A 15933-nucleotide genomic window follows, 5' to 3' on the forward strand; every position below is an offset into this window, starting at 1 on the left:
CAGGTACAGGTATGACTCAGTTCCTCAAGGGGACCGACCGGCCGATCAGCGAGGCCTACCGGCTGGCGCTGCTCGATCTCGACGGCGTGGTCTACCGCGGCAAGAACCCGGTGGAGCATGCCGCCGACAGCATCCGCGAGGCCGAACGGGCCGGCATGGCGATGGAGTACACGACGAACAACTCCTCGCGTTTCCAGGCCGTGGTGGCCGAGCAGCTGCGCGGATTCGGCCTTGACGTTCAGCCGTGGCAGGTCATCACCTCGTCCGTTGTGGCGGCCCGCATGGTGGCGCATCACGTTCCGGCCGGCTCGAAGGTGCTGGCCGCCGGCGCGCCCCATCTGCGCGAGGAGATCACCAAGGCCGGTCTCACGCTCGTGGACCGGGTGGAGGACGATCCGGTCGCGGTGATTCAGGGATGGTACCCGGAGATCACGTGGAACGAGCTGGCCGCCGTGGCGTTCGCCGCCCAGCGTGGCGCCATGTTCCTCGTCACCAACCGCGACCTGACCATTCCGCGCGAACTGGGCATCGCGCCGGGCTGCGGCTCGCTGGTGAACGCCGTGATCGAGGCGGTGGGCCGTCAGCCCGTGGCCTCCGCCGGCAAGCCGGAGTCCGCGATGTACGACGAGGCCCGTCAGCTGGTCGCCGACGCGCAGGCCGAGGCCGGTCACGCCGAAGTCGAACCGGTGGCCAAGGACCGCTGCATCGCCATCGGCGACCGTCTCGACACCGACATCGAGGCGGGCAACCGCGGCGGCTACGATTCGCTGGTGGTGCTCACCGGCGTGGCGAGCGCGAACTCGCTGATCGTGGCCGAGCCGATCCTGCGCCCCACCTTCATCGCCCGTGACCTGCGCGGGCTCAACGAGCCCCATCCGCAGCCGGTCAGGCAGGAGGACGGCTCGTGGCGCTGCGCCGACGCCGTCGCCCGTCTGGCCGACGGCACGCTGAACGTGGAGGGGGCCGGCGACGCCGAGGCGGCGCTGGGCAGCCTCGACGCGCTGCGCGCCGCATGCTGCGCGGTGTGGGAGGCCATGGACAATGGAACGGACGCCGATGACCTCGCCATCCCCGAATTCCATGTCTGATATCACCTCGTCGGACGTCACCGAGGCGTCCGACGTCATCGCCTCGGTCAGGACCGATCTCGCCGCCATGGACGATCGGTCCGACGAGGAACGAATCGACGCGTACCGGCAGATGCTGCGGCAGCTGCGGCGGGAGCTCGACCGTCTCGACTGACACCGTACCGGCCGACACCGAAACGACTGATGGACGAGCCTGCCACATCATCAATGGCAACGATGGGATCAATGGGAAAGGATGGCCGATGAGCCAGCGACTGGACGCCGAACTGGTCGAACGCGCGTTGGTGCAGTCGCGTTCCCGGGCCCAGCGGCTTGTCAGGGAGGGCAGGGTCACCGTCAACGGCCGGGTCGTGACCAAGCCCGCGGCCGCGGTCACCCCGTACGACGAGATCACCGTGGACAGGGGAGAGGACTACGTCTCGCGCGGCGCCTACAAGCTCGTCGGCGCGTTCGACGTGTTCTCGCCCCTCGGCCTCGTCTCCCCGCAAGGGTTGCGGTGTCTGGACATCGGCGCCTCCACCGGCGGGTTCACCGAGGTGCTGCTGCGCCGGGGTGCGACGCACGTCGTCGCCCTTGACGTCGGCCACGGCCAGCTCGCCGCCCGCATCGCCGACGACGTGCGCGTCACCGACATGAGCGGCGTCAACATCCGCGACGTCAAGGCCGACGACCTGCCCTGGCGGCCCGACATGATCGTCTCCGACGTCTCCTTCATTTCACTGACCTACGTGATCCCCGTGATCGCACGCATCGTCGCGCCGAACACGCAGATCGTGCTGCTGGTCAAGCCGCAGTTCGAGGTCGGCCGCGAGCATCTGGGCAAGAACGGCATCGTCGAGCATGAGGAATACCGCCGGGCCGCCCTCGAGAAGGTGACCGCCTGCGCCGAGGAACACGGCCTGACCGTGCGGGGCACGGCCGACAGTCCGATCTCCGGCACGCACGGCAACCACGAGTACCTGCTGTGGCTCAGCGCCTGAACGGGGTCGTGCCTGTCACCTCATCGGTTTGCCTGTCACTTATTGGCTTGCCTGTCACCTCATCCGACCGACTACGTCGGCCACCTTCCCCTCGAGGGGAAGGCAGGTGCTTTCTGATTTGGGCTTCCCCTTGAGGGGAAGCTGTCATCCGTAGGATGACTGATGAGGTGTCTGTGAGGTGTCGTGAATGAGACGCCTTCCTCAGCCGTTGATGAACTTGTCGATCTGATTCTGCGTGCCGAGCAGCACCAGCTCCGCGCCCAGCGGCATCAGCGTGTCGTTGGTGCCGTGCTGGAACTCGTGTCCGGGCACGTTCACGCCGATCACGGTCACGCCGTACTTGTCGTGCACCTGCGCCTCGGCGATGGTACGTCCCGCCACCTGCGGGGGCGTGTGGATCTTCACCACGGTGTACTCGCCCTCGATCTCGATGTAGTCGAGGAACTGTCCGGTCACCAGATGGCCGACCCTCTTGCCGGCGTCCGTCTCCGCGTTCACGATATGCCGCGCGCCGATGCGCTGCAGGATGCGCGCGTGCTCGTTCGACACCGACTTGGCCCACACGTCGCTGATGCCGGCGTCAAGCAGGTTGCCGGTCACCAGCACCGACGCCTCCACGCTGTCGCCGATGGCCACCACCGCGGCGTCGAAATCCGAGGCGCCCAGCTGCTCGACGGCGATCGGATCGGTCACGTCCGCCTCCACTGTGGGCACGGTGCCCGCCCAGCGGGCCACCAGCAGCGGATCCTTGTCCACCGCCAGCACATCCTGATCCAACGACTGCAGGGTCTGCGCCACGGAGCAGCCGAAGCGTCCCAGGCCCACCACCAGCACCGATCGATTGAATCCGTCGTTGCCCATATCCGTTCTCTCTCCTTCTGCCTTGGCGTCGTGTGCCGTCGTCTGTCGTCGCCGTCGTGTCCCACACGGCCGGACTCTTCCTACCCGACCACTATATTCCCGACCGGTCACCGATCGCCGTCCGACCACTGTCCGATCCTGTCCGATCACCGTCCGGCCGTTGCCCGGCCGCCATCCGCCCCGTCCGGCGAATGCGGTTTCCCGGTCCGTCCCCCGAATATGAAATCTGCCATACCCGACGGTGAAATATCGGGCCGAGGGGCGTCCGGCCGGCCCCGGCCGTTCCATGATGGCGGTATGGGAACCATACAGGGGAAACTGGTCGCGTCGATTCTGGCCGTGGTGCTCGTCGCGGTGGTGGGGGCCACCGGTCTGGGCGGATACCTCGGCTATCGGATGATCCGCGACGATCTGGACGATCAGGCCGATTCGACGTCGCAGAAGCTCGACGCCATCAACGAGAACATCAAGGATCAGGGCGATCTCATCAACGATTCGCTCAGCGGCGTGGATCTGGGACTGAAGGTCAACGGCATCCCCACCACCGTGGAGCTCAACCGCCGCCAGCCCACGGTCAACGCCCCGTCCCTGCACGTCGGATCGGACAACACCATCGCGCTGACGGTGCCGGTCAACGCGGTCGTCCGCGTCAACGGCACCGTCTACCGGCATCCGATGACGCTGAGGTTCGACCGGCTGTCACGCGAGGTGCGGCACAACACCACGATCACGATCACCCGTTCGACGGGCGAACAGCGCACCGTCACCATCCCCGCGCTGCCGACCGACTTCCCGAATCTGGAGCTCGGCGGACAGAACTTCACGCCGCTCCCCGGCGACTACTACGGCAGCGTGGGATCGGGCGACTCGGCCTACGTCTACCAGATAAGCACGTCGGGCAACCTGAAGTACTACCGCCGTGGCATCGACATCGACAACCTCAAGAAGGTCGTGCTCGACGGGAAGACCTACTACGCGTTCTTCGAAGCGGTGCCCGAATACAACCAGATCGAGAACTTCAGCCTCAAGTTCGGGCAGATCGTGCTCATGGACAGCCACTACCGGCAGATCAAGCGCCTCCGCCTGACCCCGACCCGCAAGCTGCCGCAGGGCGGATACTCCGAAAACCACGACTTCATCTTCCTCAGCCCCACCCACTACCTGCTGATGGCCGAGGTGTATTCGCCGATCGCCGACGGCAAGGGCAACGTCAACGAAATGCGGTCCACGTACATCCAGGAGGTGAACGACGGCAAGGTGACGTTCGAATGGCTCGGATCGGAGCACCACGAGCTCGACGACGCCTATCAGGAGCTGCTGGGCGGCAGCGAGGACTACATGCACTCCAACAGCCTCATCATCGACCCGAAGGACCACAACCTGATCATGTCGATGCGCAATCAGGACGCGGTGATCAAGATCGACCGCAACCGGGGCACCGGGGCGATCCTGTGGACGCTGGGCGGCAAGAACGACGACTTCGGGCTGTCCAAGGACCAGCGGTTCTCCCGCCAGCACTACGCCTACTTCGACAACGACCACAACCTGCTGCTGTTCGACAACGGCGTGGCCTCGAAGCACACCACGATCAAACGGTTCACGCTCGACGAGAACGCCCGCAAGGTGACCGCGTTCCGCAGCTTCGACCTCGGCGACCACTTCTCGATGTACTGCGGCAACGTGCAGCAGGTGAGCGACAGCGAATACCTGATCGGCTGGGGCATCGCCTCCACCAAGGTGATCGCCACGCTGTACGACTTCAGGCAGGGGAAGGTGCTCAGCGAACTCGTCTCCTCCAACTCGCAGACCTACCGCACGCAGTACTTCCGGTAGACGGTACTGAGTGCGGTAGGCGACGTTTCCGGCAGGCGACGTTTCCGGCAGGCGGCGACCGCCTCAGCGCTTGAGCCGGTAGTAGCGCTGGGGCTGGGGCCGGGCCGGCACGGACTCCACCAACCCCTTGGCGATCAGGGCCTTCAGCGCGTTCGCCACGGCCAGCGGGGTCAGATCGAGGTCGTGCATGATGTCCCTGACGGAGGCCGAGGGGTTCTCCTTGAGCAGGGTCACGATGTGCTGGGCCACGTTGCGGGCGCGGTCGTCCTCCGGGGGCCGGCGCCGGGGGACCGTGATGCGGAACTCGTCGATCGTGTTGCGGATCGTCGCCGGATCGCTGCCCTCCTGATTGAGCGTATGCTCGATCTGCACGTATCCGGCCCCGCCGTTCTCCAGCACGTACCCGCCGTCGGGGTATGGCGTGGAGGCCAGCAGCGCGGCGAGATACTGGTTGCGGGTCGATCCGGTGCCCGGCGTGGTCAGGGTGCTGCGCGTCACCGCGCCGAACAGGCCGCCGGGATTCGACACCTCGATGCGGTCGGTGAACACGTCCACATGCACCTGCGTGCCGCGGGCGTCGGGGGAGTAGTCGCGGTGCAGCAGCGCGTTGGTCACCACCTCGCGCAATACGGTCAGCGAATAGTCGGCTGGCCCGCCGCCGTCGAGGCTGCGGTCGTCGTCGCCGGCGCCCGTCCACTGCCGCAGCGACTCCACGGTGTCGTCGATCATCACCGGCACCGGTCCGACGATGGTCTCCGAGGCGATCAGTCGTTCACCCTCGACGAAGACCTCGGTCCGGGAGTTGCCGGGGAACACGGCGATGGTGACGTTAAGACGGGGGAAATACTTCTGCGGGTAGCGGCCCAGCGCCAGCAGTCCGGCGATGGTGGGGCGGAACGTCGTCCCCTCGGGCTCCCGGTCGAGCACGCGCAGGTCGTGCAGCATGTCGTCGTCGCCGCGCCCGGCGAACACGTGGGGGTGCAGTTCCCGCTGCCGTCGCAGCAGTCCGAGCACGAGATGGGGGTTGAGGTCGTCCAGCGTCGCATCGGGCACGGTCTCCAGATCGTAGGACGGCTGCACATGCTCCTCGATCAGCCGATCGACCTCGTAGTCGGTCATGCGCCGGTCGCCGTCGCCGGTACGGATGAACGAGCCCTTGTGCGGTCCCAGCGCGGTGATGAAGCACGGCTTGTCGCGCGGCAGCATCTCCTCGACGCGGGCGAACACCAGATTCGTGCCCTCGAACGGACAGGTGACGATCGTGGGCCGTACCGGCGGGGTCATCTTCTCGCAGGCCTGACTGAGCGCCTCCTGCATCGACCGGGCGTTGAAGCCCTCGACCGGCGTGAACCCGGCCTTTTCGGAAAGTCCGAGGATGATGTAGCCGCCGGAGCCGTTCGAGAAGGCGGACAGGGTGTCGGTGATGGACGAGGAGAGCTTGCGCTTGCACTCCTTGACCTCGCACTGCTGGGTGTCGTTGCCGATGATCCTCATCAGTTCGATGAGGGAGGCCATCTGCGCCGCGTAATCCTCGTCCATGCCAGTCGCCTCCTCGACGTCGGCCGATCCGCCGCCCGCCTTCGCCTACTTGGTCCTGTTCCGTCGCCCGCCGGACTTCTGCCTGTTCGGCTTGCCGGACTTCGGCTTGGCAGGCTGGGGCTTGGCAGGCGCGAAGACATCGAACCGGGCGATCAGCGAATCGCGCAGGGCGGGGATGCAGCCGATGCCGTAGCCGACGATGCCGCCCACCAGCACGGCCCAGGACTCGGGATCCCGGCCGCTGAGCATGAAGCCGACGAACATGATCATGAAGATCACGCCGGCCATGCTGGAGATGCGGCGCTGCCGCTCGGTCATCTCCCAGGTGCGGCGGGGGAAGGCCGCGAACCCGACGCCGATCACCGCGCAGAACAGGCCCACCAGAGCCGTGAGTGCGTATTCCATGAGTTGCCGTCCCTCCGCTGCGAATCGTCGATGGCCGCGTCGGCGGCGGCCGTGGATAATCGTCTCCAATCTTAGGCGGTGGACGGCACCCGCCCGGCGTCGGATGGGGGAATCGGCGAAAATCCTAGGGAGCGTGTATAAAAAGATATTTGTACCTAACCGTACTGCCCGGGGTCCGCATGGACGGCACACAATGCCGCCGGTCGGTCGTCGTGGCGATCCGCTAGGCAAGCAGCGGATCTGGTTTTCAAATGAAGAGAGGTTTACTCGTGAAGAGTAAGAAAATTCTCGCGGCAGTGGCTTCCATTGCCGCCATCGCGTCGCTCGCGGCCTGCGGCGGCGTGAAGGATGATGGCGCCTCCAGCGATTCGAACGCCATCACCATCGGCACCACCGACAAGATCGTCAGCCTCGATCCCGCGGGCATGTATGACAACGGCTCCTTCGCCGTGATCATCAACGTGTTCCCGTTCCTGTTCTCCCAGAACTACAACAGCTCCGAGATGAGCCCCGACATCGCCGCCGATGACGGTACCTGGAACGCCGACGGCACCGAGTTCACCGTCAAGATCAAGAGCGGCATGAAGTGGGCCAACGGCCACACGCTCGACTCCAAGGACGTGAAGTTCTCCTTCGATCGCGTCAAGAAGATCAACGACGAGAACGGCCCGTCTTCGCTGCTGGCGAACATCACCAACATCACCACCCCGGACGCCAACACCGTGGTGTTCAAGGATTCCGTGCCGTTCGACGTGACCCTGAAGCAGGTCCTCGGCTCCCCGGCCGGCCCGATCGTCGACGATGAGGTGTTCTCCGCCGACAAGCTGACCGACGCCGACACCATCGTCAAGGAGAAGGCCTTCGCCGGTCCGTACACCCTGACCTCGTTCAAGATGAACGAAGCCGCCAGCTACGCCAAGTACGACGGCTACAAGGGCCTGACCCCGGCCAAGAACAACGCCGTGCAGGTCAAGTACTTCGCCGACGCCTCCAACCTCAAGATGGCCGTCGAGCAGGGACAGGTGGACGTGGCCTACCGCACCCTGACCCCGACCGACATCGACAGCCTCAGCAAGAACGACAAGGTCAAGGTCGTCACCGGCCCCGGCGGCGAAGAGCGCTTCCTGACCTTCAACTTCAAGATCCAGCCGTACGGCGAGGCCCAGAAGGACGCCGACGCCAACAAGGCCAAGGCCGTGCGTCAGGCCGTCGCGAACCTGATCGACCGCGAGGCCATCGCCAAGAACGTGTACAAGGGCACCTACACCCCGATGTACTCCTACATCCCCACGGGCGTGACCGGCCAGGTCGAGACCTTCAAGGAGAAGTACGGCGAGAACGGCAAGCCCAGCCTCGAGAAGGCCAAGAAGGTCCTCTCCGACGCCGGCGTGAAGACCCCGATCGACCTCAAGCTCCAGTACAACGCCGAGCACTACGGTTCCTCCACCGCCGACGAGTACGCGGCCCTCAAGTCCCAGCTCGAGCAGGGCGGCCTGTTCAAGGTCGATCTGCAGCAGACCGAGTGGACCCAGTACCAGAAGGACCGCGTGGTCACCGACTCCTCCAACGGCGTGTACCCGGTCTACCAGCTCGGCTGGTACCCGGACTACTCCGACCCGGACAACTACCTGTCCCCGTTCTTCCGTGATGGCAACTTCGTCAACAACGGCTACTCGAACAAGACCATCAACGACCTGATCGTCAAGCAGGCCGGCGAGCAGGACAAGACCAAGCGTCTCGCGCTGCTCAAGCAGATCCAGGAGCTGGAGACCGAAGACCTCTCCACCATCCCGCTGCTGCAGGGTGCCCAGACCGCCGTCACCGCGAAGAACATCTCCGGTGTGACGCTGGACGCCTCGTTCCGCCTGCGCTACGCCTCGATCACCAAGTCCTGACGTCATAGCCGTCAGGTTCCGTGACCGATACTGATTTCACTGGGGATGCCGGTACTGCAAGGTGCTGGCATCCCTTTTGGCCGTAAAAGGCAGACCCATAATCCAACCAAGGAGACAAACGAGTGGAAGCGAAAGCCACCGCGGAGGCCGATGCTTCGCCCATCAAGGCGAAGCCCTCCGAAACCAAACCAAAGAAGAACAGGATATCGAGCGGATTCTTCAAGTTCGTCGTCGTCCGGTTCCTGCTCATCATCCCGACCATCTTCATCCTGGTCACCATCGTGTTCTTCGTGATGAGGGCCACGGGCGACCCCATCACCGCCGCGCTCGGCGGTCGACTCACGCCGCAGGAGCTACAGGCGAGAATCCATCAGGCCGGCTACGACCGGCCGCTGATCGTGCAGTACGCCGAATACCTCGGCGACCTGCTTCACGGTGACCTCGGCACCACGCTTACCGACAACCAGCCGGTCACCACCATCCTGACCCGTTACGGCGCCGCCACCTTCGAGCTGGCGTTCCTCGCGCTCATCATCGCCCTGATCGTCGGCATCGGCCTGGGCCGCATCGCCGCCCGCCGCCGCGATCACGCGCCCGACGCCGCCATCCGCACCTTCGCCATCCTGTGCTACGCCACCCCCGTGTTCTTCCTCGGCCTGCTCCTGAAGCTCATCTTCTCCATCTGGCTGGATTGGCTGCCGAGCTCCGGACGCAGCTCGCTCGAAAGCGAAATGCAGTTCGGCCGTCTCGTCTCGCCCACGGGCTTCTACATCATCGACGCCCTGCAGCTGGGCGACCCCGCGGTGCTGCTCGACGTGCTGCAGCACGCCATCCTGCCGGCACTGGCCCTCGGCCTGCTGACCGCCGGCGTGTTCATCCGTCTGGTGCGCACCAACGTGATCTCCACCTACACCTCCGGCTACGTGGAGGCCGCCCGCTCCCGCGGCGTGAGCGAAAAGCGCCTGCTGAGCAAGCACGCGTGGAAGCCGGCACTGATCCCGATCATCACCGTCATGGGCATGCAGATCGCCCTGATGCTCGCCGGCGCGGTGCCCACCGAAACCACCTTCGAGTGGAAGGGCCTGGGCTTCATGCTGTCCACCTACCTGAAGGCCCGCGACTTCGTGGCCGTTCAGGGCATCGTGATCCTGATCGCCATCATCGTCTCGGTGGTGAACTTCATCGTGGATGTGATTTCCGCCCTGATCGACCCGAGAGTGAGGTACTGACATGTCCGCAGCCAATGCAGCCAAGGCATCCCACGGTGCGCCCACCGTTCCCGGCGACGACCGTCTCGAGGAGCTTCGTCAGTCCACGAAGACCAGCTTCTTCGGCAAGCTCCCGATCATCAAGCAGCTGCGCATCGCCGTCGGCTGGCAGAAGGGCATGCTCGTCACCGGCCTGATCCTGTGCGGCTTCTTCCTGCTCGTCGCCATCTTCGCGCCGCTGATCGCCCCCTACGGCTACTCGCAGATCAAGGACGCCAGCGGCCAGGCCTTCCCGACCCAGGCCGCGCCGAGCGCCGAGCACATCTGGGGCACCACCGTCGGCGGCTTCGACGTGTTCAGCCGCACCGTGTGGGGCGCCCGCACCGCCGTCATCGCCATCATCGTGGCCGTGCTGTGCTCCATCTTCGTCGGCGTGCTGCTCGGTCTGGTCTCCGGCTACTTCGGCGGCTGGGTCGACCGCGTGCTCGTCGTGATCGCCGACGCCGTCTACTCCTTCCCGTCGCTGCTGCTCGCCATCCTGATGGCCATCATGATCTCCCACGGCCAGTCCGGTCTGTGGGCCGGCATCTTCTCGTCGGGCCTGTCGATCACCGTGGTCTACATCCCGCAGTACTTCCGCACCATCCGTGCCGAGGTCGTGCGCATGAAGGAATCCGCGTTCATCGAGTCCGCCCGCGTGATCGGCGCTTCCACCTGGCGCATCATGACCAAGCACCTGCTGAAGAACTCCACCCGTACGCTGCCGGTCATCCTCACGCTGAACTCCTCCGAGGCGATCCTGACCCTCGCCGGTCTGGGCTTCCTCGGCTTCGGCATCGAGCCGACCGCCGCCGCCGAATGGGGCTACGACCTCAACCGCTCGGTCTCCGACGTGACCGCCGGCATCTGGTGGACGGCCATCTTCCCCGGCGTCGCCATCGTGCTCATCGTGCTCGGCATCACGCTGGTGGGCGAGTCGCTCAACGATCTTTCCGATCCGCGACTGCGCACCCGCAAGTCCGCCGGCGAGGTCATCGGCAGCATCGAGGACACCTCGGTCGACCCGTCCACCCAGAAGGACGCGGCCGAAGTGGTGTTCACCGATCCCAACACCGGGGACGCCAACGAGGCTCCCGCCGCGAACACCGTCAACAAGGGAGACGAATCATGAGTGGAACGCAGATCCTGAACAAGGACGTCGTCGCCGAAGGCGATCTCGCCGCCATCAAGAACCTGAGCGTCTCCTTCGTCACCGACGCCGGCCCGATCAAGGCCGTGGACAAGGTGAACCTCACGATTCCGAAGAAGTCGATCGTCGGCATCGTCGGCGAATCCGGCTCCGGCAAGTCGGTGACCGCCAAGTCGATCCTCAAGCTCCTGCCCGAAACCGCCACCACCTCCGGCGCCATCTACCTCAAGAGCCGTGACGGCTCGCAGCAGATGGACGTGCTCGCCCTCAACAGCGAGCAGCTGCGCCAGATGCGCGGCGAGGAGGCTGCCATGGTGTTCCAGGAGCCGAACTCCGTGCTCAACCCGGTGTACACCATCGGCTGGCAGATCGCCGAGGGCCTGCGAGCCCACGGCATCACCGACAAGCACGAGCAGCGCGCCAAGGCCGTCGACATCCTCAAGAAGGTCGGCATCCCCGACGCCGAGACCCGCATCGACTACTACCCGCACCAGTTCTCGGGCGGCCAGAAGCAGCGCATCGTCATCGCCATGGCGCTGGTGCTCAACGCCGGCCTGATCCTGGCCGACGAGCCGACCACCGCACTGGACGTGACCGTGCAGGCCGAGATCCTCGACCTGCTGCGCATGGCCCGCGACGAGTTCGACGCCTCCGTGCTGATCATCACCCACAACATGGGTGTGATCGCCGACGTGGCCGACGACGTGATCGTGATGTACCGCGGCCATGTGGTCGAGCAGGGCAGCGTCGAGCAGATCTTCTACAGCCCGAAGGAGCCGTACACCAAGCGACTGCTATCCGCCGTGCCCCGCATCGGCCAGAAGCTGGTCGTGCGTGACGAGCAGGGCCAGATCATCGAACGCAAGACCGACTACCGCGAAGAGCCGATCGCCGTGAAGGCCCGGGGTCTGGAGATCACGTACCCCGGCCATCTCATGCAGCCGCCGTTCAAGGCTGTGCGCGGCATCGACTTCGACATCCACCGTTCCGAGGTCGTGGGCCTCGTGGGCGAGTCCGGTTCCGGCAAGTCCACCACCGGCCGCGCCATCGCCGGCCTGCAGCGCATCTCCGGCGGTTCGCTCAACGTGCTCGGCGTGGAGATGAACGGCTTCAAGGAGCGCGAGTTCAAGCCCAAGCGCGCCGACATCGGCTTCGTGTTCCAGGATCCGGGCAGCTCGTTCAACCCGCTGATGACCATCGCGCAGAACGTGGCCGAGCCGCTGCTCGTACACGGCAAGTACCATTCGCTGGCCGAGGCCCGTAAGTACGTGGAGGAGCTGCTCGAAATGGTGCAGCTGCCCAAGGCGTACATGGACCGCTTCCCGCACGAGCTCTCCGGCGGTCAGCGCCAGCGCGCCTCGCTGGCCCGCGCCCTGGCCCTCAAGCCCCCGCTGCTGATCGCCGACGAGCCGACCTCCGCGCTTGACGTGTCGGTGCAGGCCAAGGTGCTGGAGCTGTTCAAGAAGCTTCAGGTGGAGATCGGCTTCGCCTGCCTGTTCATCACCCACGATCTGGCGGTGGTCGACATGCTCGCCGACCGGATCATGGTGATGCACAAGGGCGAGATCGTCGAGCACGGCGACGCCGACCAGATCATGCGCAACCCGCGCGATCCGTACACCCGCAAGCTGCTGGCCTCGCTGCCGATCCCGGATCCGCGCGAGCAGCGCAAGCACCGTGCCCACCTGCACGAGCTGCTGGCCGCGGAGCAGGCGTGATCACACTCCGTGTGATTGCCGGTCTGATTGCCGGCTGATATCGGGCCGGTTGATTGCGGATTGATCCCGACATCCCGTCATCCTTGCTATGCCAAGGGTGGCGGGATGTTTTCGTATGGCGACCATATGGCGACGCGCCGATTAAGTTTTGCGGATTGACAAATATAGTTCGAGAGTCTTACTATATCCATGTAAGCGAAAAGCCCACCGGACGGAACCGATCGGAATCGACAGGACCGGACGCCGGGGGATAGACCAAAGGAGCTCTCATGGCACTGTGGGACATCGATAAGATTCCGTTCGTCGGCAAGGAGAAGGGCCCGAAGGAGGGCCTCGCCTTCCACTACTACGACGCCGACCGCGTCGTCGCCGGCAAGAAGATGAAGGACTGGCTGCGCTTCGGCGTCGCCTGGTGGCACACCTTCGATCAGGAGCTCGTCGATCCGTTCGGCACCGGCACCGCCCAGCGTCCGTGGTACGGCAAGTACTCCAACCCCGAGGACGAGGCTCTGGCCAAGGTGGACTACGCCTTCGAGTTCTTCACCAAGCTGGGCGTCGAGTACTTCTGCTTCCACGACCGCGACATCGCCCCCGAAGGCGACACCCTGCGCGAGACCAACAAGAACCTCGACAAGGTGGTCGACAAGATCGAGGAGAACATGAAGGCCACCGGCGTCAAGCTGCTGTGGAACACCTCCTCGCTGTTCACCAACCCCCGCTTCGTCTCCGGCGCCTCCACCTCGCCGTACGCCGACATCTACGCCTACGCCGGCGGCCAGCTGAAGCACTCCCTGGAGATCGCCAAGCGCCTCGGCGCCGAGAACTACGTGTTCTGGGGCGGCCGCGAAGGCTACGAGAACCTGTGGAACACGCAGATGAAGCGCGAGCAGGAGCACATGGCCAAGTTCTTCTATATGTGCCATGAGTACGCCAAGGAGATCGGCCTGGACGCCCAGTTCCTCATCGAGCCGAAGGCCAAGGAACCGACGATGCACCAGTACGACTTCGATGCCGCCACCGCCATCGCGTTCCTCAAGACCTACGACATCGACTTCATGAAGCTCAACCTGGAAGGCAACCACGCCAACCTGGCCGGCCACACCTACCAGCACGAGATCCGCACCGCCCGCGAAGCCGGCGTGCTCGGCTCCCTCGACGCCAACCAGGGCGACAAGCTCATCGGCTGGGACATGGACGAGTTCCCGACCGACCTGTACGAGACCTCCACCGTGATGTGGGAGGTGCTGGCCAACGGCTCCATCGGCCCCCACGGCGGCCTGAACTTCGACGCCAAGCCGCGTCGTACCTCCTTCTACGCCGAGGACCTGTTCCGCTCCCACATCGCCGGCATGGACTCCTTCGCCGCCGGTCTGCTGGTGGCCGACAAGATGCACAAGGACCACTACATCGAGGACCTGCAGGCCGAGCGCTACAGCTCCTACGAGACCGGCATCGGCGCCTCCATCGAGAACGGCACCGCCACGCTGGCCTCCCTCGAGGAGTACGCGCTGGACAAGCCGCAGTCCGAGCTGATCGCCGCCACCAAGTCCGATCACCTCGAGTCCGTCAAGGCCACGATCAACAACTACATCATCGAGGCTCTGGCCGAGGCGTGATGAGACAGTCCGGTGGACTGTCGAGTAGCCTCGGGCGGAGGGTTCCTTTGCAGGGGCCCGGAGCGAACGTGGTGCGGCCATCAGGCCGTCCGTTCTTGCGGGATCGAGGCGTGATGAGACAGTCCGGTGGACTGACAATCCGAGGGCTGACAGTCTGAGGATCGTACTTCCGTAAGGTTATTTTCAGCGGGGCATCCGGTTTTCCGGGTGCCCCGCTTTCGTATGCGCATGACGCATTCGGCGGTTTAGGCGAGTTTTGTGGTCTCCCATGGCCAAAACCGCAGGAGAATGCGGGCAAATCGGCCGAATTCGCTGATTATGCCGGCACGATCGCCGAAGAAAACCACAAAACTCGTCTATCAGTCGTCGGATCGGCGAGCAGGAGGGCAGGTGCTGTCGCGTACCATCAGCGTGGTGGGCAGGATCAGAGGATTCGAGACGGCCTTGTTGTTGCTGCGATCGATGATCATCGAGGTGGCGGCCCGGGCCATGTCCTGCAACGGCTGGCGGACGGTGGTCAGAGCCGGGCCGAGGAACGCCGAGGTGGAGACATCATCGAACCCGATGACGGAAAGATCCTCGGGAATGCGCAGGCGCAGCTGACGCGCCGCCTCGTAGACGCCCATGGCTTCAAGGTCGCTGAACGCGAAGATGGCGGTGGGGCGCTTCCGTGGGTCCTTGAGCAGCGACAAGCCATGACGGTAGCCGTCCGAGGTCTGGAAGTTGCCTTCGCGGACCAGATCGGGGTCCGGGGTCAGCCCCCGTTCCGACAGAGCGGAGGCGAATCCGTCGAACCGGGCCTTCGAGCACATCATCTCGTCCGGGCCGGTGATCACGCCGATGCGCGTATGACCGAGCGAAAGCAGGTGACGCGTGGCCAGCACCCCTCCCGTCCAGTTGTCGGCCAGTACCGACAGGGTGTCGGGGGAGGGGTCTCCCGAGGGGTCGATGGTGACGTAGGGGATCCGATACCGTTCCAGTTTGCGTTTTTCGGCGTCGGTGACGTTGGCGAACATCAGGATCACGCCCAGCGGCTGTCGGTGCAGCATTTCGTCAAGCCATGCGGAATCCGGGTGCCGACGGTCGCCGCTTTCCGTGGTGATGACGCTCAGGCCATGCTCCCTTGCCTCCGCGAGCACTCCCTGCATGATCTCGAAGCCCCAAAGACTGTCGAAGTATTGGAACACCACTTCGACCATCCTGCGGTTTCTTACGGTCGCGATCCGTTTGGTATAGCCGGCCTGACGCAGCGCCTCCTGAACGGTTTTGCGGGTCTTGCTCGCCACGTCGGTACGGCCGTTGAGTACCTTGGAGACGGTGGCCACCGATACGCCGGTCTGCCGGGCGATGTCGGCGAGCTTCGCCGTTCCCGCGGCGTTGTTGCGTTTGCGGGGTGATTCGGCCATGATGCCTCCTATCGCACCGTTTGTTTTCGATATTGCCGTATCGACTGTATCACGAAACTTTCGAAAACCGTGAATGTCGATCGTCTGGCATCGAGATATGGCTGTTTGTGTTGAAATGTATTGTCTGATATGAAATTCAGCAGGTTGGTTTGACAGATTGACTAACCGGTATTACAGTGATCGGTATCGAAAGTA

General features: G+C 64.6%; 13 protein-coding genes. 9 read left to right on the top strand and 4 right to left on the bottom strand.

Going from position 1 to position 15933, the window contains the following annotated elements; genetic code table 11:
• Positions 1-11: 11 nt before the first annotated feature.
• From CSQ87_RS06115 to CSQ87_RS06120, 3 genes are all read left to right on the top strand, one after another.
• Positions 12-1088: an HAD-IIA family hydrolase gene (locus tag CSQ87_RS06115; RefSeq protein WP_100512989.1), complete on the top strand. Its 1077-nt coding sequence runs from the start codon at positions 12-14 to the stop codon at positions 1086-1088.
• Complete coding sequence (locus tag CSQ87_RS10895; protein WP_165776762.1) at positions 1081-1242, top strand: hypothetical protein; 162 nt, start codon at positions 1081-1083, stop codon at positions 1240-1242. Before CSQ87_RS06115 ends, CSQ87_RS10895 begins: the two co-directional genes overlap by 8 nt.
• 88 nt (positions 1243-1330) lie before the next feature.
• Complete coding sequence (locus CSQ87_RS06120; RefSeq protein WP_100512990.1) at positions 1331-2068, top strand: TlyA family RNA methyltransferase; 738 nt, start codon at positions 1331-1333, stop codon at positions 2066-2068.
• Positions 2069-2269: 201 nt separating this feature from the next.
• Here CSQ87_RS06120 and CSQ87_RS06125 read toward each other — a convergent pair whose 3' ends face one another.
• On the bottom strand, positions 2270-2929 hold the full coding sequence (locus tag CSQ87_RS06125; protein ID WP_100512991.1) for a potassium channel family protein: 660 nt from the start codon (positions 2927-2929) through the stop codon (positions 2270-2272).
• A 297-nt stretch (positions 2930-3226) separates the two neighbouring features.
• On the opposite strand from CSQ87_RS06125, the gene CSQ87_RS06130 reads away from it, so the two are divergent.
• Positions 3227-4762: an aryl-sulfate sulfotransferase gene (locus tag CSQ87_RS06130; RefSeq protein WP_165776763.1), complete on the top strand. Its 1536-nt coding sequence runs from the start codon at positions 3227-3229 to the stop codon at positions 4760-4762.
• A gap of 63 nt (positions 4763-4825) precedes the next feature.
• Here CSQ87_RS06130 and CSQ87_RS06135 read toward each other — a convergent pair whose 3' ends face one another.
• Positions 4826-6301, bottom strand: coding sequence for an ATP-binding protein (locus CSQ87_RS06135; RefSeq protein ID WP_100512993.1), 1476 nt, complete (start codon positions 6299-6301; stop codon positions 4826-4828).
• 45 nt (positions 6302-6346) lie between these two features.
• Complete coding sequence (locus CSQ87_RS06140) at positions 6347-6706, bottom strand: hypothetical protein (protein WP_100512994.1); 360 nt, start codon at positions 6704-6706, stop codon at positions 6347-6349.
• Positions 6707-6975: 269 nt separating this feature from the next.
• On the opposite strand from CSQ87_RS06140, the gene CSQ87_RS06145 reads away from it, so the two are divergent.
• The 5 genes from CSQ87_RS06145 to xylA all read left to right on the top strand — a co-directional run bounded on the left by CSQ87_RS06145 (position 6976) and on the right by xylA (position 14332).
• Positions 6976-8601 carry an ABC transporter substrate-binding protein gene (locus CSQ87_RS06145; protein ID WP_100512995.1) on the top strand — a complete coding sequence of 542 codons (1626 nt, stop codon included), beginning with the start codon at positions 6976-6978 and terminating at the stop codon, positions 8599-8601.
• A 161-nt stretch (positions 8602-8762) separates the two neighbouring features.
• Positions 8763-9830, top strand: coding sequence for an ABC transporter permease (locus CSQ87_RS06150; RefSeq protein WP_100513109.1), 1068 nt, complete (start codon positions 8763-8765; stop codon positions 9828-9830).
• Between the two features lies 1 nt (position 9831).
• Entirely contained in the window at positions 9832-10980 is a 1149-nt protein-coding gene (locus tag CSQ87_RS06155; protein ID WP_100512996.1) for an ABC transporter permease, read from the top strand.
• Positions 10977-12716, top strand: coding sequence for a dipeptide ABC transporter ATP-binding protein (locus CSQ87_RS06160; RefSeq protein ID WP_100512997.1), 1740 nt, complete (start codon positions 10977-10979; stop codon positions 12714-12716). The genes CSQ87_RS06155 and CSQ87_RS06160 overlap by 4 nt, the downstream gene beginning before the upstream one ends.
• A 269-nt stretch (positions 12717-12985) precedes the next feature.
• Positions 12986-14332, top strand: a complete 1347-nt coding sequence (xylA, locus tag CSQ87_RS06165) for a xylose isomerase (protein WP_100512998.1) — start codon at positions 12986-12988, stop codon at positions 14330-14332.
• Positions 14333-14691: 359 nt separating this feature from the next.
• Here the strand turns inward: xylA and CSQ87_RS06170 are convergent, their stop codons facing one another.
• Positions 14692-15738: a LacI family DNA-binding transcriptional regulator gene (locus CSQ87_RS06170; protein WP_100512999.1), complete on the bottom strand. Its 1047-nt coding sequence runs from the start codon at positions 15736-15738 to the stop codon at positions 14692-14694.
• Between the last annotated feature and the right edge of the window lie 195 nt (positions 15739-15933).

Source organism: Bifidobacterium simiarum (genome assembly GCF_002802905.1).
Lineage (GTDB): Bacteria > Actinomycetota > Actinomycetes > Actinomycetales > Bifidobacteriaceae > Galliscardovia > Galliscardovia simiarum.